General features: G+C 72.2%; 22 protein-coding genes. 14 read left to right on the top strand and 8 right to left on the bottom strand.

Annotation, left to right across the window (positions count from 1 at the left end):
* Together ACQEUX_RS00645 and ACQEUX_RS00650 are read left to right on the top strand one after the other, a co-directional pair.
* On the top strand, positions 1 to 1,407 hold the full coding sequence (locus ACQEUX_RS00645; RefSeq protein WP_433039672.1) for a flavin-containing monooxygenase: 1,407 nt from the start codon (positions 1 to 3) through the stop codon (positions 1,405 to 1,407).
* A 52-nt stretch (positions 1,408 to 1,459) separates the two neighbouring features.
* Positions 1,460 to 2,254 carry an alpha/beta hydrolase gene (locus ACQEUX_RS00650; protein ID WP_433049472.1) on the top strand — a complete coding sequence of 265 codons (795 nt, stop codon included), beginning with the start codon at positions 1,460 to 1,462 and terminating at the stop codon, positions 2,252 to 2,254.
* Positions 2,255 to 2,272: 18 nt separating this feature from the next.
* Here ACQEUX_RS00650 and ACQEUX_RS00655 read toward each other — a convergent pair whose 3' ends face one another.
* Positions 2,273 to 3,769: an alpha,alpha-trehalose-phosphate synthase (UDP-forming) gene (locus tag ACQEUX_RS00655; protein ID WP_433039674.1), complete on the bottom strand. Its 1,497-nt coding sequence runs from the start codon at positions 3,767 to 3,769 to the stop codon at positions 2,273 to 2,275.
* Between the two features lie 158 nt (positions 3,770 to 3,927).
* The gene (locus ACQEUX_RS00660) at positions 3,928 to 4,782 is read right to left on the bottom strand and encodes a DUF308 domain-containing protein (protein WP_433039676.1); all 855 of its coding nucleotides are present in this window, start codon (positions 4,780 to 4,782) and stop codon (positions 3,928 to 3,930) included.
* Positions 4,783 to 5,174: 392 nt separating this feature from the next.
* Between ACQEUX_RS00660 and ACQEUX_RS00665 the strand changes: the two genes are divergently transcribed.
* On the top strand, positions 5,175 to 5,867 hold the full coding sequence (locus tag ACQEUX_RS00665; protein ID WP_433039678.1) for a lysophospholipid acyltransferase family protein: 693 nt from the start codon (positions 5,175 to 5,177) through the stop codon (positions 5,865 to 5,867).
* A 15-nt stretch (positions 5,868 to 5,882) separates the two neighbouring features.
* On the opposite strand, the gene ACQEUX_RS00670 is transcribed toward ACQEUX_RS00665, so the two are convergent.
* Positions 5,883 to 9,461 carry an ATP-binding protein gene (locus tag ACQEUX_RS00670; protein ID WP_433049475.1) on the bottom strand — a complete coding sequence of 1,193 codons (3,579 nt, stop codon included), beginning with the start codon at positions 9,459 to 9,461 and terminating at the stop codon, positions 5,883 to 5,885.
* 51 nt (positions 9,462 to 9,512) lie between these two features.
* Between ACQEUX_RS00670 and ACQEUX_RS00675 the strand changes: the two genes are divergently transcribed.
* A complete protein-coding gene (locus ACQEUX_RS00675) occupies positions 9,513 to 9,770 on the top strand; it encodes a hypothetical protein (RefSeq protein WP_084597913.1) in 258 nt (85 codons plus the stop codon).
* A 180-nt stretch (positions 9,771 to 9,950) separates the two neighbouring features.
* Here ACQEUX_RS00675 and ACQEUX_RS00680 read toward each other — a convergent pair whose 3' ends face one another.
* Positions 9,951 to 10,643: a Crp/Fnr family transcriptional regulator gene (locus tag ACQEUX_RS00680; protein ID WP_007463121.1), complete on the bottom strand. Its 693-nt coding sequence runs from the start codon at positions 10,641 to 10,643 to the stop codon at positions 9,951 to 9,953.
* Positions 10,644 to 10,938: 295 nt separating this feature from the next.
* On the opposite strand from ACQEUX_RS00680, the gene ACQEUX_RS00685 reads away from it, so the two are divergent.
* The 5 genes from ACQEUX_RS00685 to ACQEUX_RS00705 all read left to right on the top strand — a co-directional run bounded on the left by ACQEUX_RS00685 (position 10,939) and on the right by ACQEUX_RS00705 (position 14,531).
* Positions 10,939 to 11,436: a polyadenylate-specific 3'-exoribonuclease AS gene (locus tag ACQEUX_RS00685; RefSeq protein ID WP_433049478.1), complete on the top strand. Its 498-nt coding sequence runs from the start codon at positions 10,939 to 10,941 to the stop codon at positions 11,434 to 11,436.
* Positions 11,437 to 11,527: 91 nt separating this feature from the next.
* Complete coding sequence (locus tag ACQEUX_RS00690) at positions 11,528 to 12,031, top strand: pyridoxamine 5'-phosphate oxidase family protein (protein WP_433039681.1); 504 nt, start codon at positions 11,528 to 11,530, stop codon at positions 12,029 to 12,031.
* Positions 12,032 to 12,202: 171 nt separating this feature from the next.
* Positions 12,203 to 13,231, top strand: a complete 1,029-nt coding sequence (locus ACQEUX_RS00695) for a 6-phosphofructokinase (protein WP_091408060.1) — start codon at positions 12,203 to 12,205, stop codon at positions 13,229 to 13,231.
* Between the two features lie 72 nt (positions 13,232 to 13,303).
* Positions 13,304 to 14,122 carry a pyrroline-5-carboxylate reductase gene (gene proC / locus ACQEUX_RS00700; RefSeq protein WP_433039683.1) on the top strand — a complete coding sequence of 273 codons (819 nt, stop codon included), beginning with the start codon at positions 13,304 to 13,306 and terminating at the stop codon, positions 14,120 to 14,122.
* 58 nt (positions 14,123 to 14,180) lie between these two features.
* Positions 14,181 to 14,531, top strand: coding sequence for a DUF2203 domain-containing protein (locus tag ACQEUX_RS00705; RefSeq protein WP_433039685.1), 351 nt, complete (start codon positions 14,181 to 14,183; stop codon positions 14,529 to 14,531).
* Between the two features lie 286 nt (positions 14,532 to 14,817).
* Here ACQEUX_RS00705 and ACQEUX_RS00710 read toward each other — a convergent pair whose 3' ends face one another.
* Together ACQEUX_RS00710 and ACQEUX_RS00715 are read right to left on the bottom strand one after the other, a co-directional pair.
* The gene (locus ACQEUX_RS00710; RefSeq protein ID WP_433039687.1) at positions 14,818 to 15,522 is read right to left on the bottom strand and encodes a class F sortase; all 705 of its coding nucleotides are present in this window, start codon (positions 15,520 to 15,522) and stop codon (positions 14,818 to 14,820) included.
* Entirely contained in the window at positions 15,492 to 16,349 is an 858-nt protein-coding gene (locus tag ACQEUX_RS00715; RefSeq protein WP_433039689.1) for a DUF4397 domain-containing protein, read from the bottom strand. Before ACQEUX_RS00715 ends, ACQEUX_RS00710 begins: the two co-directional genes overlap by 31 nt.
* A 147-nt stretch (positions 16,350 to 16,496) precedes the next feature.
* Here ACQEUX_RS00715 and ACQEUX_RS00720 point away from each other — a divergent pair, with 147 nt between their 5' ends.
* Positions 16,497 to 18,101, top strand: a complete 1,605-nt coding sequence (locus tag ACQEUX_RS00720; protein WP_433039691.1) for a glycosyltransferase 87 family protein — start codon at positions 16,497 to 16,499, stop codon at positions 18,099 to 18,101.
* Positions 18,102 to 18,130: 29 nt separating this feature from the next.
* Here the strand turns inward: ACQEUX_RS00720 and ACQEUX_RS00725 are convergent, their stop codons facing one another.
* Together ACQEUX_RS00725 and ACQEUX_RS00730 are read right to left on the bottom strand one after the other, a co-directional pair.
* Positions 18,131 to 18,838 carry an NADPH-dependent F420 reductase gene (locus tag ACQEUX_RS00725; protein ID WP_433039693.1) on the bottom strand — a complete coding sequence of 236 codons (708 nt, stop codon included), beginning with the start codon at positions 18,836 to 18,838 and terminating at the stop codon, positions 18,131 to 18,133.
* 186 nt (positions 18,839 to 19,024) lie between these two features.
* Positions 19,025 to 19,519: a glutathione peroxidase gene (locus ACQEUX_RS00730; RefSeq protein ID WP_433039695.1), complete on the bottom strand. Its 495-nt coding sequence runs from the start codon at positions 19,517 to 19,519 to the stop codon at positions 19,025 to 19,027.
* Positions 19,520 to 19,689: 170 nt separating this feature from the next.
* On the opposite strand from ACQEUX_RS00730, the gene ACQEUX_RS00735 reads away from it, so the two are divergent.
* From ACQEUX_RS00735 to ACQEUX_RS00750, 4 genes are all read left to right on the top strand, one after another.
* Positions 19,690 to 21,315, top strand: a complete 1,626-nt coding sequence (locus ACQEUX_RS00735) for a glycosyl hydrolase family 18 protein (protein ID WP_433039697.1) — start codon at positions 19,690 to 19,692, stop codon at positions 21,313 to 21,315.
* Positions 21,316 to 21,495: 180 nt separating this feature from the next.
* Positions 21,496 to 22,008, top strand: a complete 513-nt coding sequence (locus ACQEUX_RS00740; protein WP_433039699.1) for a hypothetical protein — start codon at positions 21,496 to 21,498, stop codon at positions 22,006 to 22,008.
* Positions 22,009 to 22,095: 87 nt separating this feature from the next.
* Positions 22,096 to 23,502 carry a class II 3-deoxy-7-phosphoheptulonate synthase gene (locus tag ACQEUX_RS00745; RefSeq protein ID WP_433039701.1) on the top strand — a complete coding sequence of 469 codons (1,407 nt, stop codon included), beginning with the start codon at positions 22,096 to 22,098 and terminating at the stop codon, positions 23,500 to 23,502.
* Positions 23,503 to 23,518: 16 nt separating this feature from the next.
* Entirely contained in the window at positions 23,519 to 24,541 is a 1,023-nt protein-coding gene (locus ACQEUX_RS00750; RefSeq protein ID WP_433039703.1) for a threonine aldolase family protein, read from the top strand.
* Positions 24,542 to 24,598: the final 57 nt, after the last annotated feature.

The raw sequence follows: 24,598 nt of genomic DNA on the forward strand, positions 1-24,598 counted from the left end.
GTGTCCACCTCCACCGACCACGGCCGGCCCGACCCAGAAGCGAGCCCGTCCGCGCTGAGCAGCGACGGCCGCCCGGTCTCCGACCGGGGTGAAACGGTCTGCGTCATCGGGGCCGGGGCCAGCGGCCTGACGGCCATCAAGAATCTGCGCGAGCACGGGTTCGGCGTGGACTGCTACGAGCGGGAGACGGGCGTCGGCGGCGCCTGGAACTGGCGGCACGACCGCAGCCCGGTGTACGCCAGCACCCACCTGCTGTCGTCGAAGCCGTTCACCCAGTTCCCCGACTTCCCGATGCCGGACTCCTGGCCGGACTACCCCCACCACAGTCAGCTGCTGTCGTACTTCGAGCGGTACGCCGACCACTTCGACCTGCGCTCGCACATCTGGTTCGGCACCGAGGTGATCCGGGTTGAGCCCGCCGAGGGGGAGCGGTGGGACGTGACCACCCGCTCCACCGGCGGGTACGGCCCGGAGCGCACCTCCCGGTACGCCGCCGTGGTGATCGCCAACGGGCACAACTGGTCGCCGAAGCTGCCCCGCTACGAGGGCCTGGAGCAGTTCCGCGGCGAGATCATGCACGCCTCGTCCTACAAGGACCCGGCGCAGCTGCGCGGCAAGCGGGTGCTGGTGGTCGGCGCCGGCAACACCGGCTGCGACATCGCCGTCGAGGCCGCCCAGCAGGCGTCGCGTTGCTGGCACTCCACCCGGCGCGGCTACTGGTACGCCCCGAAGTACGTGCTCGGCCGCCCCGCCGACCAGGTGAACGACACCCTGCTGGCGCTGCGCGTGCCGCTGCGGGTGCGGCAGTGGCTCTACCACTGGACGCTGCGGTTGACGGTCGGCGACCTGACCCGCTTCGGTCTCCCCAAGCCCGACCACCGGGTGTACGAGACGCACCCGATCGCGAACAGCCAGCTCGTCTACTACGTGGGTCACGGTGCGATCGGCCCGGTGCCCGACATCGCCCGGTTCCACCCGTACGCGGTGGAGCTCGCCGACGGCCGCGAGATCGACCCCGAGGTGGTCATCTTCGCCACCGGCTACCTGCCGCGCTTCGAGTTCCTCGACGCGTCGGTGTTCGGTGACAGCGCGGGAGCGGGTCGGCCCACGCTGTGGCTCAACGCGTTCACTCCGGGGCATCCGACGCTGGCGGTCGCCGGTCTGGTGCAGCCGGATTCCGGGTTGTTCACCCTGTCGCACTGGCAGACGGTGCTCTTCGCCCGACTGCTGCGGGCCCGCCTGGATCGACCGGAGCGGGCCGCGGCGTTCGCGCAGCGGGTGCGTGACCGGGCCGGGGAGCGCTACTCCGGGCAGGTCAAGGAGAGTAGCCGGCACTGGTTCGAGGTCGGTCACGCCGACTACCTGCGCGCCGTCCAGCGCGCCCTGATCGACCTGGAGGGCAAGTGAGTAGGCCCTCTGGTCGCGAGCGAAAGGCAGATCAGTGACCGAGCTGCGGATCATGCGGGGCCTGGAGTGGGCCCGCCCGGTCCGACCGGCACGGCGGGAGGTGCTCAGCGCCACTCCCGAGCTGGAGGAGGGGCGCCCGCCGCTACTCTTCGTCCCCGGGTTCGGGCACGGCGCGTGGGCGTTCGCCGAGCACTGGTTGGGTCACGCGGCGTCGCGGGGCTTCCCGGCGTACGCGGTGAGCCTGCGTGGGCACGGTGGCAGCGAGCCGGCGCCGGAGGCGACGCTGCGGGCGTACGCCCACGATGTGGTCCAGGTGGCCGCGGGCCTGCCGCGCCAGGCGGTGCTGGTGGGGCACGGCGCCGGGGCCCTGGTGGTGGCGCACGCGTTGGCCCGCTACCCGGCGCGGGGGGCGGTGCTGGTGGCACCGGTCTTCGGCGGCTGGGGCGTGTTGGGGGCGGCGCTGCGCCGCAACCCGGCGGGCACGGTGCCGGCGGCGTTCGGCGGGCCCCTGCGGCTCAACCGTGGGCAGCTGTTCAGTCGTGAGTTGCCCGACGAGGAGGCCCGGCGGTACGTCGGACGCCTCGGTCGGGCCAGCCGGCGGGCGCAGTGGGCTCTGCTGGGCGAGCCGGAGGCCGAGCCGGCCGTGGGCGCGCCGCCGGTGCTGGTGTTGGGCAGCCCGGATGACCGGGTGGTGCCGGCGTCGACGTTGACCCGGGTGGCCCGCCGGTACGGCTCGGCTCCGCTGCTCTTTCCCGGGATGGGCCACGACCTGATGCTGGACGCGCGGTGGGCGGAGCCGATCGACGCGATCCTGGACTGGCTGGAGAAGCAACCCGCGGCGCACTGAGCGAACGGGCGCCTGCGGTCAGCCGCCGGCGTGGTGGGTGGTCGGGCTGCCGGTCTTGGTGGCGGGTCGGGGCACCCTGGTGGCGCCGTCGGGGCTGGCGTCGGTGCTGGTCAGTCGGCTGACCAGGGCGCCGCCCTCGTCCAGCGCGCGGAGGTAGGAGCGGGCCCAGGCCCGGATGTCGTGCTGGTGCAGGTGGGCGCGCATGGCCCGCATCCGTTGGGTGACGTCGGCCGGACTGGCCCGCAGCGCCGCGCGCAGGCCCTGCTTGAGCCCCTCCAGGTCGTGCGGGTTGACCAGGTACGCCTGGGACAGCTCAGCGGCGGTGCCGGCGAACTCGCTGAGCAGCAACGCGCCCGTGTCGTCCACGCGGGCGGCCACGTACTCCTTGGCGACCAGGTTCATCCCGTCGCGCAGCGGGGTCACCGCCATCACGTCGGCGACCCGGTAGAGCGCTGCCAGCTCGGCCCGGTCGAAGGGTTGGGTGAGGTAGTGGATCGCCGGCTCGCCGACCCGGCCGAACTCGCCGTTGATCCGGCCCACCTCGCGCTCGATCCGCTCACGGAGGATCTGGTACTGACCGACGCGTTCCCGGCTCGGCATCGCGACCTGCACCAGCACCGTGTCGCGGACCTTGACGTCGCCGCTGGCGAGCAGCTCGCTGTACGCCTTGAGCCGCTGCTCGATGCCCTTGGTGTAGTCCATCCGGTCCACGCTGAGGATGACCTGCCGGGGATCGCCGAGGTCCTGACGTAGCCGGCGGGCGCGGGCGGCCACGTCCGGACGGGCGGCGAGCGCGGCCATCTCGGCGGTGTCGATGGAGACCGGGAACGCGCCGATGCGGACGACCCGGTCGTCGATGCCGATGCGCCGGTCGGTGGCCGGCAGCTCCAGCACCTTGGTCACCAGTTGGGCGAAGTTGTGCGCCGCCTGGGCTCGTTGGAAGCCGACCAGGTCGGCGCCGAGCATGCCGCGTAGGAGCTCGGCCCGACGGGGCAACTGCATGAACAGCTCCGGCGGCGGGAACGGCACGTGCAGGAAGAACCCGATGCGCAGGTCCGGCCGGAGCGCGCGCAGCTGACCGGGGACCAGGTGCAGGTGGTAATCCTGCACCCAGACCATCCCGCCCGGCTCGGCGACCTCGGCGGTCGCCTCGGCGAAGCGCTGGTTGACCCGCAGGTACGCCTCCCACCACCGACGGTGGTGCTGCGGCTGCTCGACCGCGTCGTGGTAGAGCGGCCAGAGGGTGGCGTTGGCGAACCCCTCGTAGTGGTCGCGCAGGTCTTCGGGGCTGAGCGGGACGGTGTGCATCCGGACGCCGTCGACGTCCGGCAGCGTCGGGGCCGGCCCGGTGCCGCCGGCCCAGCCGACCCAGGTCGCCGGGGTGTGCCGCAGGAGCGGGTGCAGCGCGCTGACCAGCCCGCCCGGGCTGCGCCGCCACTCGCAGGCTCCGTCGGGCGCCTGGCTGTCGTCGATGGGGAGGCGGTTGGCCACCACCACGAGGGAACTCTGTCGCATCTCGGGCATTCCGATCAGCAGAGGGCTGACCGCCGCGAGCAAGGAAAAACCGGTCAGTCAGCGGGGGGAGTGACGTACAGCGGTATTCCTACTGACAGTAAGTTACACCACTGTTACGACCCCGGCGGGCCGGTGCCGTCCCGGGATGCGGGCCGGATTCAGACGACGGCGCCGTTGTCCGGGTCGTCGTCGTCCTCGTCGCCGGGGCGCAGCCGCCAGATCAGCGTGACGAAACCGGCCAGAATGCCGGTGAACCCGAACAGGGTGACCGCTGAGCGGTCCACCGGAAGCAGCCACGGGAAGAGGAAGAGAACGAACCCGACGACCACCCCGAGCACGCCGACCACCGCGTACTTGCTGACCCGGGGTAACGGCGGCGGTGGGGGCGGGTGGTAACCCTCGTCGTCGTCCTCGTCGTCGGGCAGGTCGGCGCCGAAGGTGTCCAGCCCGTCCAGCAGCGACGGCTCATCCGGCCGGGTGCCCCGCCCGACGGAGATGCCGGAGATGTCCGTCGCGGACGGCAGCCGACGGACGTCGGTGGCGGTCGGACCGGGCTCGTCGGCCCCGGACCGGGCCAGCGGGCCGGCGGCCGGTTCGTCCCGGGCGTCCCGTTCGTCCACGTCCTCCGAGGCCGGCCACGGGTTCTCGCCGACGGTGGAGGTGGTGTGGAAGCCGGCAACGATCCGCGCCCACTCGGCGTCGATGTCCGGTTCGTCACGGGCCGGCGGCTGCTCCGGGGTGGTCTCGTCGGCGAGCTGGGACAGGTAGTCCCGTGCGGTCGTCAGGTGCGACCGGTCGACGTAGAGCCGGTCGACCGGCCGGGCCGGGACGGTGGTGGTGCGGGTGACCGGGTTGAGGTCGGCGGAGGGCTGCAGGTAGGCGGCGATCCCACCGGCGGCCAGCACGTCGAGCAGGTGCTCGCCGACGCGCGGATCGACGTCGCCGACGACGGCGTACTCGTTCGCGTCGAGCCCGTTGTCCCGCCGTCCCCGGCGGGCCCCACCCGCTGACACCCGGACATCCCCCTTAACGCGCCTTCCGGCGCGGCCGCCCCTGTCCCTCGGCGCCCGTCCGCACGCCGTGCTCTGAATCGTGACACGTCAGGGCATGGTTCCGGGAGTGCGTTGTGTCGCGTCTTCCAAAGTCACGGCTGCCGCCGCAGGTCGCGGCAGGGGCTCTTTGTCCGTTCTTGCTCACCACGTGCTATCTCGATGATCGCCGGTGCCGGTGCCGGTGCCGGTGCCGGTGCGCGGTGCGGGACCTGTGGTGACCAGCCGGGCGCGGATCGATGCCTGGCCCCGCGTTCGGTCCGTTGTGGTGAGCGCGTGCGCTTCGTAGGCTCGTCGGCGACGACGGCGTTCCCGGGCATGGCGCCGTCGCGGGCACATCTTGGGAAAGGACGCCGGTGCTCTACTGGCTGTTGAAGTACGTCATCCTCGGTCCGCTGCTCAAGCTGATCTTCCGCCCGCAGGTGGAGGGCCTGCACAACGTGCCGGCGACCGGTCCGGTGATCCTGGCCAGCAACCATCTCTCCTTCTCCGACTCGATCTTCACGCCGTTGATCACCGCGCGGAAGGTCACCTTCGTGGCCAAAGCCGAGTACTTCACCGGCAAGGGGATCAAGGGCTGGCTGACCAAGATGTTCTTCGTCGGCACCGGCACGATTCCGGTGGACCGCTCCGGCGGGCGTGCCGCCCGCGCCGCACTGGACACCCAGTTGCAGGTGCTGCGCGCCGGGGGAGTGGCCGGCATCTACCCGGAGGGAACCCGTTCCCCGGACGGCCGGCTCTACCGGGGCAAGACCGGGGTGGCCCGGCTCGCCCTGGAGAGCGGCGCGGTGGTGGTGCCGGTGGCGATGCTCAACGCCGACGAGATCCAGCCGCCGGGCACGCTCATCCCCAGGATCGCCCGGGTCAGGATCCGCTTCGGCGCTCCGCTGGACTTCTCCCGCTACGCCGGTCTGGCCGGTGACCGGTTCGTCGAGCGCGCGGTCACCGACGAGATCATGTACGAGTTGATGGAGCTCTCCGGTCGGGAGTACGTCGACATCTACGCCCAGAAACTCAAGGAGCCGGTCCCGGCGCCGCTGGCGGCCTAGCCACCGCCGCGCCGGTCAGGGCAGGTGGAGCAGGGTGGGGGCGTGGTGGCGGGTGGCGAAGTCGTGCAGGCGGGTACGGGCCACCGAGGCGGCGGGTGGGTCGGTCTCGGTCAGCGGGCCGATCGCCAGCGCCAGCGTGATGATCTCGTCGGTCACGTCGGTCATCCGGGCGTAGCTGGCCGCCGCCGAGCCCAGCAGGTCCGCGGCGGTCGACGCGTCCCCGGCGTGCCGGGCCAGCGTGGCGTCGGCGACCTGGCAGGCGGCGCGCGCCCACGGGGTCATCCGGGGCGCCCGGTCGAGCATCTCCCGGACCAACCGGGCCGCGTCCGCGCCGAGCACTCCGGCGACGTGCCCGACGGCCGGCACCCACTCCGCGAACGGGATCATCCGGGTCCGTCGCCAGTCCTCGTCCAACTCGGTCAGCAGCGCCATGGCCTCGTCCCGGCGGCCCTGCACCGCCCGGCAGAGCGCGGCGTGCGCCAGGGTGGAGCGCAGCACCCGGTGGAATCCGCTGCGGCGCGCTGCGACCAACGCCCGCTCGACCAGGTCCGCACCCGTCCCGGCCGGTTCCGCAGCCCCGCCCGGTCCCGCAGCCCCGCCCGCCTCGGCGCCGGCCAGGCCGCGCATCCAGCCGGAGACCGCCACGATGTGCAGATCCCACTCCGCCGTCGGCCGTCGGGTCGACTCCGCTGCCATCGCCAGCGCGGCCGTCCAGTCGCCCGCGTAGTACGCCCGCGCCCACTGGTCGGCGAAGCTGGTGGCCAGGCTGTGCTCGCCGCCCAGGTCGAGGGTGAGCTGCTCGTCGACCAACCGGGCCGAGCCGGCCAGGTCACCCTCCTCCTGCAACGCCCAGGCCAGGTTCTGCACCGCCCGGCGTCGACTGGTCAGCCGCTCCACCCGGCAGTGCTCGGTCACCTCCGCCAGCTCCGGGTACGCCGAGGCCGAGCCGGCCAGGTAGCGCGCGACGGCAAGGGTGATCCGCGCGTTGGCCTGGACCTCGCGCAGCTGGAGCCGCTCGGCGAGGGACGCCGCCGCCCGGGCCGCCGAGCACGCCGGATCGGTCTCCGCGTTCAGCATGTGCACCCGGGCCAGTTCCAGCAGGGCGCCCGCCTTCTCCTGGCTGTCGGGTAGTTCGCTGTAGATGCCGATCGCCTGGTCGAGGCAGTGCAGGGTCGCCGAACGGTCGGCCCGACTCCACGCGGCGGTGGCGAGCAGCGTCCAGGCGCGCGCCGCACCCGTCCGATCCCCGCCCGTGGTGAGCCGCTCGGCCAGCCGGGTGAGAGTGTCCGTGCCCCCCGCCACCAGGAAGGCGTCACCGTCGCGATAGAACGCCAGCTCGGCGTCGAACAGCTCCAGCGCCGGGTCCGGTCCGACATCCAGGGCCAGCGCCCGGCCAACCAGCGCGGCGGCGGTGTCCAGCGCGTGCAGCTCGTACGCCCGGCGTGCCGCCCGGTGCAGCGCGGCCCGCGCCGCCGGGGCGTAGGGGGCGGTGTCCAGACCGACGGTCCGGGCGATCTCGTGTGCCGCCCAGCGATGGTTGGCCAGCACCTCGGCCAGGTCGTACTGCCGGCCGTCGGTGAGCTGCGCCATCCAGTCGGCGGTACGTTGGTGGCGCAGTACCCGTTCGGCCCGGGGCAGCCGCTGGTAGCAGACATCTCGCACCAGGATGTGCCGGAAGCGGTACTCGGACTGGCCGGGCATCGTCGACGTGCTCTGCTCGTACACCAGGTCGCGACGCTGTAGCCGGTCCAGCGCGCGTTCCACCCACTCCACCGGCCGCCCCAGCGCCGTCGCCACCGGCGCGGCCCAGAACTGTACGCCGACCACCGCGGCGGCCTGGAGCACCGCCCGGTCGGCCGGATCGAGCAGGTCGAGCCGGTTGGCGATGACCGCCTGCACCGTGCGGGGCATCTCCGCGCCACCGTTCGGGTCGAGGCGGGTGGCCGAGCCGACCGCGTCGAGCAGGCCGCCGTCCAGCAGCATCCGGGCGTATTCCTGGGCGTAGAGCGGGTTGCCGTCGGCGAACTCGATCAGCGGGGTACGCGCGTTGGTGGGCAGCGTCGCCTGCCCGAGTAGCAGCGAGTAGAGCGTGTCGATGTCGGTGTCGTGCATCGGAGGCACCGAGATGGACATCGCGCCGCTGATCGTGCCGGTCCACGACGGATGCCGTTCCCGCAGCTCGGGACGGGCGGTCGCGACGACCAGCAGCGGTACGCCGCGCGCCATCGCGCCCAACTGCTCGACGAAGGCGAGCATCGCCTGGTCCGCCCAGTGCATGTCCTCGAAGACCAGCACGGTTGGTCCGGTGGCAGTCAGGGAGAGCAGGAACCGTCGCCAGGCGGCCTCGGTCTCACCGGGGGTGAGTCGTTCGCCGGGTACGCCGATCAGTGGCCCGAGTGCCTCGGCCAACTGGGTCGCGTGCGGGTCGGCGAGCTGCCCCAGACGGGCCCGCAGCCGCTCGCGCAGGGCGGCCCGGCCGTCGACCTCCGGCACGCCCACCCACGTCTTCACGATGTCCGACAACGCGGCCCAGGTGACGTTCTCGCCGAACGGCGGGCACTGCCCGACGAGCCAGGTGATCGGCGGGCCGGGCAGGCTGCCGGCGTGCCGTGCCAGCTCGCGCAGCAGCCGGCTCTTGCCCACACCGGCGGGGCCGAACACCGTCACCAACTGGGAGGTCCGCTCGGTCACCATCCGGTGCAGCGCGTTGACCAGCAGGCCGCGCTCGTGTTCCCGGTCCACCATCGGGGTCAGCTCGGCGCCGCGCGGGTCCCGGTGCGGCCGGATCTGGACGGCCAGCCAGATCCGGCTCACCGCGGACCGGCCGCGCAGGGTGACCGGTGGCTGGTCGGCGTACTCCATCTCCTGTCGGGTGGCCGACCAGGTGCTCTCGTCGACGACGACACCGCCCGGCGGGGCGAACGCCTGCAACCGGGAAGCAGTGTTGACCACGTCTCCGGTGACGAAGGCCTGCCCGCCGTCACGGGTGGCGGAGAGGTCGACCAGGGCCTCGCCGGAGGCGATGCCGACCCGGAAGGTGAGCGGCGGCTGCGGACCGGCGGGTTGGCGGGCCAGGTTACGTTGCAGCTCCAGGCCGGCGCGGACACACCGCAACGCATCGTTGTCAGTGGCCACCGGCGCGCCGAACAGCGCCATCGCCGCGTCGCCGATGTACTTCTCGACCACCCCGCCGTACTGGTGCACGATCCGCCGCACCGTCGCGAAGTAGGTCTGCTGCAGGCTGCGGGCCTGCTCCGGGTCGGCCCGCTCCGCGTACCTGGTGAAGTCGACGATGTCGACGAAGAGCACGCTGACCTGACGCCGGTCCTCCTGCACCACGACGACGTGGTCCCGCATCGGTTGGCCGCAGCTGGTGCAGAAGTTGACCTCGGTGCTGTTGGCGTGGCCGCAGTGCGCACAGCTGACCGCGAGTGGCTGGCCACACCCGCCGCAGAAGCGGTCGTCCGGCCCGGCCGCTCGTGCGCAGTGTCCACAACTGAGGTCGATGGTCAGCTCCGTGGGCGGAAAGAGGTCAGTATCGCGGCCGGCCTGGCCAGTCGGGTACCCGACGTGCGGACGGGCGACGTCATCGATCGGTCGGGGTTAGTGTTCCGTACCAGGAAGTTTCATGTCAGGGAGAGTGCCGTGCAGGTGCGACTGTCCGCCTCGTGGACCGATCCGGGCGGCACGCTGTGGGCGCCGGGCGACACGATCGACGTCGATGCTGTCACTCTCGCCGAGCTGGAGGAGCAGGGCATGGTGGAAGAGCCTGAGGGCCAGTCGGGCGGGTCGGGGGAGACCACGACCACCTCGTCGAGCACGTCCACGGCTGGTAAGCCGACCGACCCGAAGAAGATCGGTCCGGGGCCGGGCGCGCCGCCGGCCGACAGCACGGAGAACTGATCGCCCGGGTGCGGCCGGCGGGCCGGTGGGTCCGTCAGCCGTACCCGTTGGGCACGTGACGCCGGCTGCCAGTGGGCAGCCGGCGTCACCGTTTGTGCGGGGTGCCGGGCTGGCCGGCGACAGGTTGCGGGTGTCCATACCGGAGGTCGGGTCGGCGACGGGGCCGGACGGGCCGCTCGGTCAGCGGTCGTTCATGCCGGCGCGACGGCGCAGCGCGGCCACGTCGGTCACCACGATCCGGCGCCCCTCCGTGCGCAGCCAGCCACGGCTGGCGAACGAGCCGATCGCCTGGTTGACGCTCTGCCGGGAACCGCCGGCCATCTCGGCCAGCTGACTCTGGTTGAGCTCGATCGTGATCATCGGCGCCTGGCTCTCGCCGGCCAACCGGACCAGCGTCTTCGCCACCCGACCGGGCAGGTCGAGGAAGACGTGGTCGGCGTTCTGCTCGGTGAGCCGGCGGATCAGCCCGCCCAGGGAGCGCATCACCGCGTCCAGGATGCGGGGGTTGGAGTGCACCAGTTCCATGAACGCGCCCCGGGAGAGCGCGAGCGCCGCGCAGTCCTCGATGGCCTCCGCCGAGGCAGACCGGGTGGACGCGTCGAGCAGGGAGACCTCGCCGAGCACGTCCGGTGGACGGATCACCGACAGCACGGCCCGCTCGCCGGTGGGTGCGGTGCGGAAGACGGCCACCGCGCCGCGGCGCAGCACGATGAGCGACTCACCCGGGTCGTTCTCCACGAAGAGCAACTGACCCTTGCGGTAGGTGCGCGGAACGGCGGCAGCGATGACGCGCTGCCGCACCTCAGGCTCCAGCCCGGCGAACATCTCGACACCCGTGAGCGCGTCACCCGGCTCTGGCAGGCGCATCTCCACGGCCCAACCCCTCCCCGGTCATGGACCACAAACTCGCTCACCGGGTGAACCTGATGGCCCCGACAGGGTGAACTGACACCGATTCGGCGTCCGGTAGCGATACACATCAGATCATGACGGTCCGGTCGCTTGCTGTACACCCCTCGAAGCACTTCCGTGACCGTCGCGAGCTGCGGCGTCCCGCTTTCCGGGGGTGCCGGGCCAGGCCGGTGGCGGGGGTCGTCGCTGGCCCGGGCCGCGCCGTTCGCCGGCCCCGCCGCTCAGTGCCGCGCGACGGTGGGCGAGGATGGCCGGAATGGTCTACCGCTACTTCTACGACTGCGAGTTCATCGAGGACGGCACCACCGTCGACCTCGTCTCGATCGGTGTCGTCGACGAGTACGGCCGCGAGTTCTACGCGGTTTCCACCGAGTTCGACGATTCCCGCGCCGTGCCCTGGGTCCGCCGCAACGTGCTGGACAAGCTGCCCTCCCCGGCGGACCGGGCCTGGCGTTCGCGCGAGCGCATCCGCGACGACCTGTACGACTTCCTGGTCGAGCCGATCCGGGACCGGCCGGGGGAGCAGTTGGAGCTGTGGGCCTGGTACGCCGCGTACGACCATGTGGTGCTCGCCCAGCTCTGGGGCGCGATGCCGGCGCTGCCCCGGGAGATTCCCCGCTACACGAAGGAGCTGCGACAGCTCTGGGATGACCGTGGACGGCCGGCGCTGCCGGATGCGGACGCGGCCCGGCACGACGCTCTGGTCGACGCCCGGCACAACCTGGCCCGCTGGCGGGCGATGACGGCCCGCTGAGTTGCCGGTGTCCCCTGCGGTCGTACCGCCGGAGGTTTGACCGGTTCTGTCCCGGGCATCGGTTCGACGAGCCGAGTCGAGGGAGGGTGCCATGAGCAACCAGCCGACCAGCGCCGGCGAGGCCCGCGCCCGGGTCACCGAGCTGGCTCGGGCCGCGCGGATCTGCATGCTCACCACGATCGCTCTGGACGGGCGGCAGGTGAGCCGGCCGATGGGGCTTCAGGAGGCCGAGTTCGACGGCGATCTGTGGTTCTTCGCCGACGCCGGCTCCGCCAAGATCCGCCAGATCCGGGTGAACCCGGAGGTCAACGTCGCCTTCTCCGACCAGCGACACCACGCCTGGGTGTCGATCTCCGGCACCGCCACCGAGGGGTTCGACCGGGCCCGGGCCGAGCGGCTGTGGAGCCCGCTGCTCACGGCGTGGTTCCCCGACGGGCCGGACACCCGTGGCCTCACCCTGATCAAGGTGCACGCCAGCTCCGCCGAGTACTGGGACTCGCCGAGCAGCACGGTGGTCAACCTGCTCGGCTACGCCAAGGCCGCGGTCACCGGCCGGCGACCGACGGTCGGTGAGAACCGCGAGGTGAGCTTCTGAGCAGAGTTGCTGGCGGGTCGCCTCCGGGGCGCGCTGTCGCCGCACCGGCGGGCCGACTACAGTGCGCAGTGACGGCCCGCCCCGGGCCGGCAACGGCGCCGATGGTCTGACCTGACACATACCCTGGGGCAAATCGGGCTTTACCTGATGCTCCAGGAGGATGAGCGGATCATGCGTATCGGCGTGCTCACCGGCGGCGGCGACTGCCCGGGTCTCAATGCGGTCATCCGGGCGGTGGTCCGCAAGGGCGTTGCCACCTACGGTCACGAGTTCGTGGGCTTCCGGGACGGTTGGAAGGGCCCGCTGGAGGGTCTGTCCCGTCCCCTGGACATCGCTGACGTCCGCGGCATCCTGCCCCGCGGCGGCACCATCCTCGGCTCGTCCCGGACCAACCCGTTCAAGATCGAGAACGGCGTCGAGCGGATCAAGGACAACCTCGCCGCGCAGGGCGTGGACGCGCTGATCGCGATCGGCGGCGAGGACACCCTCGGCGTGGCCACCAAGCTCTACGAGCTGGGCGTGCACGTGGTCGGGGTGCCGAAGACGATCGACAACGACCTGGGCGCCACCGACTACACCTTCGGCTTCGACACCGCGGTCAACATCGCGATGGAGGCCATCGACCGCCTGCACACCACCGCGGAGAGCCACCACCGCACGCTGGTCGTCGAGGTGATGGGCCGGCACGCCGGCTGGATCGCCCTGCACGCCGGTCTGGCCGGTGGCGCCAACGTGATCCTGCTGCCCGAGCGGCAGTTCGACGTCGACCAGGTGGCCGGCTACGTCGAGAAGCGCTTCCAGCACCAGTACGCCCCGATCGTGGTGGTCGCCGAGGGCGCCCAGCCGCTGGACGGCCAGATGGTCCTCGCCAACCAGGAGCTGGACTCGTTCGGCCACGTCCGCCTCGGCGGCATCGGCCAGTGGCTCGCCGAGCAGCTGGAGGCCAAGACCGGCAAGGAGGCCCGCACCGTGGTGCTGGGCCACATCCAGCGCGGTGGCACTCCGACCGCCTTCGACCGGGTGCTCGCCACCCGCCTGGGCCTGCAGGCCATCGACGCGGTCAACGACGGCGACTGGGGCAAGATGGTCGCGATGCAGAGCACCGACATCGTCCGGGTGCCGCTGGCCGAGGCCACCCGTGAGCTGAAGACCGTGCCGCTGGAGCGGTACGCCGAGGCCGAGGTCTTCTTCGGCAGCTGATCGACGGTCGGCGGCGCGGCGGGCCTGCGGGTCCGCCGCGCCGCGACCCGATGCGAGGGGGTACGGGCCGAGATGTCAGCCGGGGTGCACACGGTCGCGGTGATCGGCGCGGGCAAGATCGGTGAGCTGATGCTCTCCGGGCTGCTGCGCTCAGGATGGCCGGTGGACCGGCTGCTGGCCACGGCCCGCCGGCCGGCTCGCGCCGAGGAGTTGACGGCCCGCTACGGCGTACGGGTGGTCGACAACCTGACGGCGGTGGACGAGGCGGCGGTGCTCGCGATCTCCGTCAAGCCGCAGGACGCCGCCGCGCTGCTCGACGAGATCGGTCCCAAGGTGCCGGCCGACAAGCTCGTCATCTCGCTCTGCGCCGGTCTGCCCACCAGCTTCTTCAGCCGTCGGCTGCCCGACGGCACCCCGGTGGTCCGGGTGATGACCAACACCCCGGCGCTGGTCGACGAGGCGATGACCGCGATCTCGGCGGGCGCGTACGCCACCGGGGCGCACCTCGCGTTGGCCGAGGAGATGTTCAAGCCGCTCGGTCAGACGATCCGGGTGCCCGAGTCGCAGCAGGACGCGGTCACCGCGCTCTCCGGCTCCGGCCCGGCCTACTTCTACCTGCTGGTCGAGGCCATGGTCGACGCCGGGATCCTGCTCGGGCTGCCCCGGCAGGTGGCGCACGAGCTGATCGTGCAGACCGCGATCGGTTCCGCGGTGATGCTGCGCGACTCCGGCGAGCATCCGGTCAAGCTGCGCGAGGCGGTGACCTCGCCGGCCGGCACGACCATCTCCGCGATCCGTGAGCTGGAGAAGCACGGCGTCCGGGCGGCGCTGCTCGCCGCACTCGAGGCCGCCCGGGACCGCGCCCGCGAGCTGGCCGCCCAGGCGGACTGAGCGTTCCGGGCGCGTCGCGGGGCCGTGCGTCCGTCGCCCCGTGCCGCATACTGGCCGGGTGTTCACACTCGCCCAGGCCCGGCACCTGGTGGCCACCCTGCGGCCACGCGTCGACGAGTTGATCCGGGTCCGGGCCGACCTGGCTGAGCTGCGCGCCGACCTGGCCGACCACGGCGTGAGCGCGCTCGGCGGGCTGGCCGAGGTGAAGGGGCTGGAGGCCCGGCTGCACGCCGTCCTCGACGAGCTGCACCAGCACGACATCCAGGTCAAGGGCATCGCTCCGGTGCTGCTCGACTTCCCCGGCGAGCGGGCCGGCCGCGCCGTGCTCTGGTGCTGGCTGGAGGGCGACTCCGACGTGCGCTGGTACCACCGGGCCGAGTGCGGCTTCGCCGGCCGCCGGCCGCTCTGACGCCGCGCCCCCGGCCAGTCACGCCGCGCCCCCGTCCAGTCACGCCGCCGCCCGCCCCTCACGCCCCCGCCCCTCGTGCCCCCGCCCCTTGCGCCCCCGTCCCTTGATCCACTCGGATTCACGAAAACCGCGGTATCCAAGCGTGCCGGACACCCCGACATCCATGAACCCGAGTTGATCAGGCCCTGGCGGCGGCAATGCCCGCTCGGGAGCAGCCCGCAACGGCGCAGGGGGCCCGACCGGCGGCTCAGCCCGCGGCGGACTCCGGCAGCACCGTGCCGGCGGCTCAGCCTGCCGCGGACTCCGGCAGCACCGTGCCGGCGGCTTCGCTCACCGCGAAGACCACCACGTTGTCCCGGTAGTGCCCACTCCGCCGGTCGAAGTCGCCCCCGCAGGTGACCAGGCGCAGCTCCGCGCCGGGCGTCGGCCCGTAGACCACGGCTGTCGGGAACCGGTCCTTGCGGGTACGCAGCGACCCGGTCACCCGGAACGACAACCGCTGTCCGCCGCGCCACACCTCAACCCGGTCGCCGGGACGCAACTCGCCGAGCCGCGCGAAGACCGCGGGGCCGCGCCGCGAGTCCAGGTGCCCGGCGAGGACGGCCGGGCCGGTGTCACCTGGGGCCGGACCGCCGCCGTACCAGCCTGCGGTGCCGAAGTCGGTCGGCGGGATCAGCGCACCGGCGCGGTCCAGACCCAGCACGGTGAGCGTGGAGTCGACGCCGATGCGCGGTACGCGTACCCGCGTGGGTGGACCCTGCGGCGCGGGCGCGGCGGCCACCGACTGGCAGTCGTCGGCGCAGCCGGGGTGCCAGCTCGCCACCGGCGGCGTCGGGTCGGTGGTGGCCAGCCCGACCCCGGTGCCGGCGGCCAGGCAGACCGCCGCGCCGGCCGCGACCAGCGCCGCCAGCGGCACCCGGCGGTCGCGGTGCCGCCGGATCGACGGGTCGGGCCCGGCGCTCACCAGGTGGTGCGCCGCCGCCGGCGCCACAGCAGCAGGGTCACCGCGACGGCCACCGCCGCCAACCCGCCAGCCACCAGGGGGTACGCGCCGAGCCCGGCACTGGCGGTGCCACCGGCGCCGGTGTCCACCCCGCCGGCGGGGACGACGGTGCCCCCCTCGGCGTCGCGGCGCAGCTCGGCCGTGAGCCCGCCCTGCTTGGCGTCGAGCACCAGCAGTGAGTAGACGGCGCCGCCGGTGAGCCGCACCTCGGCATCGGTGCTCGGCCCGCCGGCACCCGTCAACCGCAGTCGCCAACTGCCCGGCTCGACCTGCTGGTATTCGGTCGTGGTCGCGAAGTGCACGCCGTCGGCGATCATCGGCCCGTCGGCGGCAGCCACGTCGAGCACCGGCGTGCGCACGGACGCCTGCACGACACGCACCTTGGCGCGGCCGTCGGTGGGTGCGCTGAGGTCGTCGTTGAGCACCCGCAGCCCCAGGTCGGCGTGCCGGCCGACGCCAGCCACCGTGTACGCGTTGCCGCTGGTCACCGCGACCTCGGTGGTGAGCACCGGGGGATCGCTGGCGGGGGCGCCGGCCTCGCGCATCGCCACCGCGTACCGGCCGGGCGCCAGTTCCAGGTAGTCGGAGACCACGCCGTAACCGACTCCGGGGAAGACCTGCGGCTTCGCGGCGTCCGGCGCGGCCAGGTAGACGTCGACGGCCGGAGTGTCGGGGGAGAGGTGGGCGAGCCGGACGTATCCGACGGTGTCCGCGCTGGCCGGCGTCGGAGTGCTGGCGGCGGCGAGGGCGGTGCCGAGCAGAAGCGCGCCGGCGCCGGCCAACAGCCGGCGGGGCACGGTACGAAGCGTGTGCATTGTCGCCTCCGGAAGCACGTTCGGTAAGCGGGCGGCAACCCAGGGAACAGAGTCCCGTCTATAGGACTAGAGCGCAAGTTGCTCGGTCGATGTTTCTGCCGGTGTCGCACAGATCTTGGCTCTTCGGACGGGTCGTACCATCGATCGATGCGGGATCGCCGGGTGGTGGTGCTGGTGTGGGCGGCCTTCGTCGTCGTCGCGCTGGTGTCCTGTGTGCTCGTTCTGAATCGTCCGGACCGCCTCTCCGACCTGCACATCTACTACGGCGCACTGGCCGACCTGCACGCCGGTCGGCCGTTGTACGGGTACGTGGCCGCGAACGGCGGGCCGTTCACGTACCCGCCGTTCGCCGCACTCGTCCTGGGGCCGATCACGGCGGTGAGCGAGGGCGTACTGCAGGGGATCTGGCTGGTGGCGACATGCGCGGCCGTGGTTGCCATCGCCGGGGCTGTCGGTGTCGCGCTGACCACCCGACAGTCCCGGCGCCCGCTCGTCGTGGCGGTGGCGGCCACGGTGCTGATGCTCTCCGCGCCGGTGCAGAGCAATCTGCGCTTCGGTCAGGTCAGCATCTTCATCGTGCTGATGGCCCTGCTCGACGGCATGGGCGTCGTCCCGCCCCGGCTGCGCGGGATGCTGGTCGGGGTTGCTGCGTCGATCAAGCTGACCCCGTTGCTGTTCGTGGTCTACTTCCTCGCCACCGGCCGCTACCGCGACGCCGGCCGCGCGGGGGCGACGTTCGTGGCCTGCGCGGGGCTCGCCGCGATCGTGCTGCCCGGGGAGAGCTGGACCTACTGGACCGAGGCGGTGCGGCAGACCTCGCGGATCGGCAACCTGGCCTCGTTGGGCAATCAGTCCCTGCACGGGATGCTGCTGCGCGTCGGTGTCGACGAGGCGACGTTGCCCCTGCTCTGGGCCGGTCTGGTGTCGCTCGTCTGCGCGGCGGCGCTGCTGCGGGCCCGGCAGTTGACGCGGGGGAGTCGCCCCGGGCACGCGGCGGTGCTCGTCGGCTGCGCCACCGTCGCCGCGTCTCCGGTGTCCTGGACCCACCACCAGGTGTGGCCGGTGCTCGCGGCGATGCTGCTGATCGGCGCGTCCGGCGTCACCCAGCGGGCTGCCGGTGCGGCACTGCTCGCCGCCATGGTCGTCTCACTGGGTGCGGTCCTCAGCCCGGTGTCGACGCGGCCGGGCGTGCAGTTCCTCTTCGAGAACGCCCGTGCCGTCGGAGTGTGCCTGCTGTGCCTGGTCGGCTTCGGTGGGGTCGCCGTCGCCGCCGCCCGGACGAACCGGAGACCGGCCAGCGGGCGCGGCTGGCTGCGGGTGGGCGTCACGGCCACGGTGGCGGTCGCGTTCTTCGCCGTGCAGCCGCTGCCCGCCGGAGCCGACCCCACCTTCAAGGCGTACGCCCTCGACGACGTGGACAACCCGCGATACTTCTTCGTCTGCCGTGGCCCGGTCGAGTGCGCCGCCTACGGCACCGACGCGCCGGTCACCTTCGGCACCCGCGCCGAGAAGACCAAGGTCCGGGTCAACGGCGTGGTCTCGCCGCAGGTGAGTCGACTGGAGTACTACTCCGCCCCGGGTGGGGCACCTCGGGCCGTCCCGCTGCTCGACGCGTACCCGGGGACCCGGACATTCTCGTTCCGCTCGGCGACCATGGCACAGGGGCGGCTCGTCGCGTACGGCTCGGACGGCCAGCCGATCGCCAGCTACGCCGAGGAACTCGCCGCCGCCCTCCGTACGGCCACCCGGTAGGCGATCGCAGGGAGGGCGGCGCGCGGTGCTCAGCGGGTCGCGGCGCCCAGGGCGGCGCGCAGCTTCTCCGCGTCGCCCTGGGCGGGGTGCTCCCAGTCGGTCGGGTCGGCGGAGTAGATCGTGCCGTACGCCGGGGTGTCCGGCTGGTAGCGCCATCCCTCGGCCAGTGACCCGGCGTCCACCGTGTCGTAGCCGATCCGGTCCAGGAAAGCCGTGACCTCCGCCTTCGCGGCGGCGTCGTCACCCGCGATCGCCAGGGCGCTTCGGTCGGCCGCACCGGACGGTCGGGGGAGCGCGGCCAGGTGCTTGAAGAAGATGTTGTTGAAGACCTTGACCACCCGGGACTCCGGCAGGTGCCGCTGGAGCAGCTCGCTGCTGGTGATCTCGCCAGAGTCCAGCTCGGGGAAGACCCCGTCGCGCTGCGGGTAGTAGTTGTTGGTGTCGATGACGACCTTGCCGGTCAGCGGCTCCACGGGCACCGCGCGGTACGCCTTCAACGGCACGCTGACCACCACCAGGTCGCCGACCTGCGCCGCGTCGTGTGCCGTGCCGGCGCTGGCGTGCTCGCCCAGCTCGTCGGCCAGGTCCTTCAGCGTCTCCGGGCCACGTGAGTTGCTCAGCACCACGTCGTAGCCGGCGTCCACCGCCAGTCGGGCCACTGTGCCACCGATGTTGCCACTGCCGATCAGTCCCACAGTTGTCATGCTGATTCCCAACTCCGTCCATCCGCGACGCATTCCCGACCGCCGTGGTGGGTTATTCCGGTTGTCGAGTCGCCGACAGGTGCGCAGAATGCGCCGCGAGCCCGTCCCGCACAACGTACTGCGCACACTGATCGCGGACCGGCTCTCCGGTGACGTGCCACTCTCCGGTGACGAGCGGCTGCGTCGCTGACGTCAGCCCGACGCGACCAGCGGCGGCGGTCAGGCCGTGGCGGGGAGGGCCTTCTCGATGGCGGCGCGGAGGTCGTTGGCGTCGGGCTCGACCGTCGGGGCGAAGCGGGCGGCGACGGTGCCGTCCGGGGCCACCAGGAACTTCTCGAAGTTCCACCGGACGTCCCCGGTGTGCCCGTCGGCGTCCGGGGTGTCCACCAGCGCCGTGTAGAGCGGGTGCCGGTCGGGGCCGTTGACGTCGACCTTCTCGGTCAGCGGGAAGGTGACCCCGTAGTTGACCTGGCAGAAGTCGCTGATCTCGGCGGCGCTGCCCGGTTCCTGTCCGGCGAACTGGTTGCAGGGCACCCCGAGTACCACCAGGCCACGGTCGGCGTAGGTGTCGGCGAGCGACTGGAGGCCGGCGTACTGGGGAGTGAGGCCGCAGCGGGAGGCCACGTTGACGACCAGCAGCGCCTTGCCGCGGTAGCGGGCCAGGTCGGCAGGGCCGCCGCTGAGGGCGTCGATCGGGATGTCGAAGACGGTCATGGCCCGAGGCTACGCGCCGGCCGGGCGGGGTCCCGGGGGGGTGGGCGGACCGGGTGCACTCCACGCACCAGGAGAAATCGAAACATGCACATCTTGACGAAGTGATGACGGCGTGAGTACCGTCTCACCATCTCTTTTGGAAAGTTTCCTAACAGTTCGGGAGACGCCTCATGAAAAGATCGCTCCGCCGGGCCCTCTGGGCCGGTGCCGTGGTCGCCGTGACCGTCGCAGCGGTGCCGATGACCACCGCGTTCGGCGCCGGCACGGTCACCACCACGTTCACCAAGGCACAGGACTGGGGGACCGGTCACGAGACGAAGGTGACCATCACCAACGGGTCCAGCGCCACGGTCGCCACCTGGCGTATCGAGTTCGACCTGCCGTCGGGCACCACCATCAGCAGTGCCTGGGACGCCGACGTCACCAGCAGCGGCAACCACTACGTCGCGGTCAAGAAGAGCTGGGCCGGTGGCCTCGCCCCGGGTGCCTCGTTCAGCTGGGGCTACAACGGCAGCGGGGCGTACAAGGCGCCGCTGAACTGCACCATCAACGGTGCCGCGTGCGGCGGCGGGACCACTCCGCCGACCACGACCCCGCCGACCACCACTCCGCCCACCACCACCCCGCCGACCACCACCCCGCCCACCACGCCGCCGCCGACCACCAACCCGCCGAACCCGGGCGGCAAGAAGATCGTCGGCTACTTCGCCGAGTGGGGCGTCTACGGGCGCAACTACCACGTCAAGAACATCCAGACCAGCGGCTCCGCCGCCAAGCTGACCCACATCCTGTACGCCTTCGGCAACACCACCGGTGGCCGCTGCGCCATCGGCGACAGTTACGCCGACTACGAGAAGGCGTACACGGCGGCGGACAGCGTCGACGGTGTCGCCGACACCTGGGACCAGCCGCTGCGTGGCAGCTTCAACCAGTTGCGGAAGCTCAAGCAACTGAACCCGCACCTCAAGGTCATCTGGTCCTTCGGCGGCTGGACCTGGTCCGGCGGCTTCACCCAGGCCGCGCAGAACCCGGCCGCCTTCGCCGAGAGCTGCTACAACCTCGTCGAGGACCCGCGCTGGGCCGACGTCTTCGACGGCATCGACGTCGACTGGGAGTACCCCAACGCCTGCGGGTTGACCTGTGACACCAGCGGTCCGAACGCGTTCAAGAACGTGATCAGCGCGCTGCGGTCGAGGTTCGGCTCCAGTGCCCTGGTCACCGCCGCGATCACCGCGGACGGCAGCAACGGCGGCAAGATCGACGCCACCGACTACGCCGGCGCCATCGGCAACCTCAACTGGCTGATGCCGATGACGTACGACTACTTCGGCGCCTTCAACGCCCAGGGCCCGACCGCCCCGCACTCGCCGCTCACCTCGTACACCGGCATCCCGCAGCAGGGCTTCAACTCCGACGCGGCGATCCAGAAACTCAAGAGCAAGGGCGTCCCGGCCAACAAGCTGCTGCTCGGCATCGGCTTCTACGGCCGAGGCTGGACCGGGGTCACCCAGGCCGCCCCTGGTGGCAGCGCCACCGGCGCGGCACCGGGCACCTACGAGGCGGGCATCGAGGACTACAAGGTCCTCAAGAACACCTGCCCGGCCACCGGCACGGTCGCCGGCACCGCGTACGCCAAGTGCGGCAGCAACTGGTGGAGCTACGACACCCCGTCGACCATCAACGGCAAGATGACCTACGCGAACAACCAGGGCCTCGGTGGCGCGTTCTTCTGGGAGCTCTCCGGTGACACCAGCAACGGTGAGCTCATCGGCGCCATCAAGGGCGGTCTCGGCTGAGCCGAAGGCCGACGCACCACCCACACGGCGGGGAGGGCACGCACCGGCCCTCCCCGCCCGTGACACACCGGCCCGGCCGACGCCCAGCGTCGGCCGGGCCGCCGTCGTTGGGTTGGGCCAGCCCGATGTGGCAGACTCGCGGCTCGGCACGTCTCGATCTCACCGTCGACGGAGGTGGTCATGCGCCCGACCAACCGCAGGCTGGCGGCGACCGCTGCCGGGCTGGTGCTGCTGCCGGCCGCCCTGGTCGGCTGCGGGATCGGCGGCGGTGCCACGGATGAGTCGGCCGCCAAGCCCGCGCGAGCGCCCGCTGAGGAGGCCGCCGCCCGCTCCCGCGAGCGCGTGCAGGCGTACCTCGACGCGATGACCGCCAAGGACGTCGCCGCCGGCCGCAGCCAGCTCTGCGCTCTGCTGCACGACGGCTTCGACCTGGGTGCCACCGGCCCCAACGGCGACTTCGCCGACCACTTCCAGGTGCCAGAGGCGGCCATCACCGGCATCCGGTCCGGCCCGGCGGGGCAGGAGGTCAGTGTCTCGGTCTCGGTCGCCGTGGGTAAGCGCACCGTCGCCCGGCCGCTGGTGTTCACCGTCACCCGCGACGGAGGCGACTGGTGCATCGCCGGGGAGGCACCGGGCGGCGCTCCGGCCGCCGGGGCGACGCCGAGCGGCGTCGCCCCCACCCGCGCGTCCTGACCAGCTCCCGGCGGGTTGATCTCCCACCTGCCGGAACCGTCCCCCTCGGCGCCCGTGCACCCCGGCCGTCGCCGTACGCTTTCTGTCATGCGCCATGAGTGGCATCAGCTGAGCCATCCCGGGGTGGGCAGCCCGGGCCTGCAGACCAGCCGACCGACCGTCGACTCCGCCGAGGACGCCGCGCTCGGTCTGGACCGATGGCGGGACCTGCCCCGCGAGCAGGTCCCGCCGTGGTCTGACCCGGCCGCTGTCGCCGAGGTCTGCAAGGTCCTCGACACCGTGCCGTCGGTCGTCGCGCCCTACGAGGTGGACCAGCTCCGGCAGAAGCTCGCCCTCGTCTGCGAAGGCAAGGCGTTCCTGCTCCAGGGCGGTGACTGCGCCGAGACGTTCGCCGACAACACCGAGAGTCACCTGCTGGCCAACGCCCGCACCCTGCTCCAGATGGCGATCGTGCTCACCTACGGCGCGTCGCTGCCGGTGGTCAAGGTCGCTCGGGTCGCCGGGCAGTACACCAAGCCCCGCTCGCTGCCCACCGACGCCCGGGGCCTGCCCGCGTACCGCGGTGACATGATCAACTCGCTGGAGGCCGATCCGGCCGCCCGGGTCGCCGACCCGCAGCGCATGATCCGGGCGTACGCCAACTCGGCGGCGGCGATGAACATGCTCCGGGCATACCTCGCCGGTGGGCTCGCCGACCTGCACGCCGTGCACGACTGGAACAAGGGCTTCGTGAAGAACTCCCCGGCGGGGGAGCGTTACGAGGCGATCGCCCGGGAGATCGACCGTGCGTTGGCCTTCATCCGGGCCTGCGGGATGACCGACGACGACGCGCTGCGCACCGTCACGCTCTACTGCTCCCACGAGGCCCTCGCCCTGGAGTACGACCGGGCGCTCACCCGGGTCTCCGACCGGCGGGCGTACGGGCTCTCCGGGCACTTCCTCTGGATCGGTGAGCGCACTCGGCAGATCAGCGGCGCGCACATCGACTTCATCTCCCGGATCGCCAACCCGATCGGCGTCAAGCTCGGCCCGACGACGTCCCCGGACGAGGCGATCGAGCTGTGCGAGAAGCTCAACCCGGACAACATCCCCGGCCGGCTCACCCTGATCAGCCGGATGGGCAACCACCGGGTACGCGACGCCCTGCCGCCGATCGTCGCCAAGGTCACCGCCGCCGGCGCCAAGGTGGTCTGGCAGTGCGACCCGATGCACGGCAACACGCACGAGTCGTCCAACGGCTACAAGACCCGGCACTTCGACCGGATCGTCGACGAGGTGCTCGGCTACTTCGAGGTGCATCGCGGGCTGGACACCCACCCCGGGGGCCTGCACGTCGAGTTGACCGGCGAAGACGTCACCGAGTGCCTCGGTGGTGCCCAGGGCATCGAGGACCTCGACCTGCCCGACCGGTACGAAACCGCCTGCGACCCGCGACTCAACACCCAGCAGTCGTTGGAGCTGGCCTTCCTGGTAGCGGAGATGCTCCGTGGCTGACGCGAGGAGTGCTGACATGTTCGTGGACCTCCGCTCCGACACGGTGACCCGACCGACCCCCGGCATGCGGGAGGCGATGGCCACCGCCGAGGTCGGTGACGACGTCTACGGCGAGGACCCGACCGTCAACGCGCTGGAGGCCGAGGTCGCCGCATTGTTCGGGCACGAGGCGGCGCTGTTCGCCCCGAGCGGGTCGATGGCCAACCAGATCGCCCTGCAACTGCTGGTGTCGCCCGGCAACGAACTGCTCTGCGACGCCGACGCGCACGTGGTCACGTACGAGATCGGTGCGGCGGCGGCGTACGGCGGGATCTCCTCGCGGACCTGGCCGGCGGTCGGCGCGGACATCGACCCGGAGACGGTCGCCGGGATGATCCGGCCGGACGGCTACTTCGCCGTTCCGACCCGGGCGATCGCGGTCGAGCAGACCCACAACCGGGGCGGCGGGGGAGTGATCCCGCTGGCCACCCTGCGGGAGCTGCGCCGGGTCGCCGACGACGCGGGGGTCGCGCTGCACTGCGACGGCGCCCGGATCTGGCACGCGCACGTCGCCGACGGGGTGCCCCTGATCGAGTACGGCCGGCTGTTCGACACGCTGTCGGTGTGCCTTTCCAAGGGCCTCGGTGCGCCGGTCGGATCGCTGGTGGTGGGCAGCGCGGAGAAGATCGAACGGGCGCGTTTGATCCGCAAGCGGATGGGGGGCGGCATGCGGCAGGCGGGCATCCTCGCGGCCGCCGCTCGGTACGCGCTCGCGCACCACGTCGACCGGCTGGCCGAGGACCACGCCCGGGCGGCCCGGCTCGCCGAGGCGGTCGCGCCGTTCGGTGTGCTCGCCGCGGCGGTCCGCACCAACCTGGTCCCGTTGGACCTGACCAAGCACGCGCTGGACGCGCGTGCCCTGGCCGCCGCCGCGCGGGACGAGGGCGTGCTGATCTCCGTGCTCGGTCCGCGTACCGCCCGCCTGGTCACCCACCTGGACCTCGACGACGCCGGGGTCACCCGCGCCGCCGACGTCCTGACCCGCCTCCTGGCCGCCTGACGCCCCTCCTCAACCCCACCGAGGGTGATCAAGAGGTTTGCGTCAGATTCCGGCCTC

The organism is Micromonospora sp. CA-259024 (genome assembly GCF_050936255.1).
GTDB lineage: Bacteria > Actinomycetota > Actinomycetes > Mycobacteriales > Micromonosporaceae > Micromonospora.

Bases quoted from the DNA above. Each gene is read 5' to 3' on its own strand.
- ACQEUX_RS00650 (WP_433049472.1), top strand. From the start codon at position 1,460: ATGCGGGGCCTGGAGTGGGCCCGCCCGGTCCGACCGGCACGGCGGGAG.
- ACQEUX_RS00655 (WP_433039674.1), bottom strand. From the start codon at position 3,769: ATGCGACAGAGTTCCCTCGTGGTGGTGGCCAACCGCCTCCCCATCGAC.
- ACQEUX_RS00685 (WP_433049478.1), top strand. From the start codon at position 10,939: ATGGTCTACCGCTACTTCTACGACTGCGAGTTCATCGAGGACGGCACC.
- ACQEUX_RS00690 (WP_433039681.1), top strand. From the start codon at position 11,528: ATGAGCAACCAGCCGACCAGCGCCGGCGAGGCCCGCGCCCGGGTCACC.
- ACQEUX_RS00695 (WP_091408060.1), top strand. From the start codon at position 12,203: ATGCGTATCGGCGTGCTCACCGGCGGCGGCGACTGCCCGGGTCTCAAT.
- proC (WP_433039683.1), top strand. From the start codon at position 13,304: ATGTCAGCCGGGGTGCACACGGTCGCGGTGATCGGCGCGGGCAAGATC.
- ACQEUX_RS00715 (WP_433039689.1), bottom strand. From the start codon at position 16,349: ATGCACACGCTTCGTACCGTGCCCCGCCGGCTGTTGGCCGGCGCCGGC.
- ACQEUX_RS00720 (WP_433039691.1), top strand. From the start codon at position 16,497: ATGCGGGATCGCCGGGTGGTGGTGCTGGTGTGGGCGGCCTTCGTCGTC.
- ACQEUX_RS00725 (WP_433039693.1), bottom strand. From the start codon at position 18,838: ATGCGTCGCGGATGGACGGAGTTGGGAATCAGCATGACAACTGTGGGA.
- ACQEUX_RS00730 (WP_433039695.1), bottom strand. From the start codon at position 19,519: ATGACCGTCTTCGACATCCCGATCGACGCCCTCAGCGGCGGCCCTGCC.
- ACQEUX_RS00735 (WP_433039697.1), top strand. From the start codon at position 19,690: ATGAAAAGATCGCTCCGCCGGGCCCTCTGGGCCGGTGCCGTGGTCGCC.
- ACQEUX_RS00740 (WP_433039699.1), top strand. From the start codon at position 21,496: ATGCGCCCGACCAACCGCAGGCTGGCGGCGACCGCTGCCGGGCTGGTG.
- ACQEUX_RS00745 (WP_433039701.1), top strand. From the start codon at position 22,096: ATGCGCCATGAGTGGCATCAGCTGAGCCATCCCGGGGTGGGCAGCCCG.
- ACQEUX_RS00750 (WP_433039703.1), top strand. From the start codon at position 23,519: ATGTTCGTGGACCTCCGCTCCGACACGGTGACCCGACCGACCCCCGGC.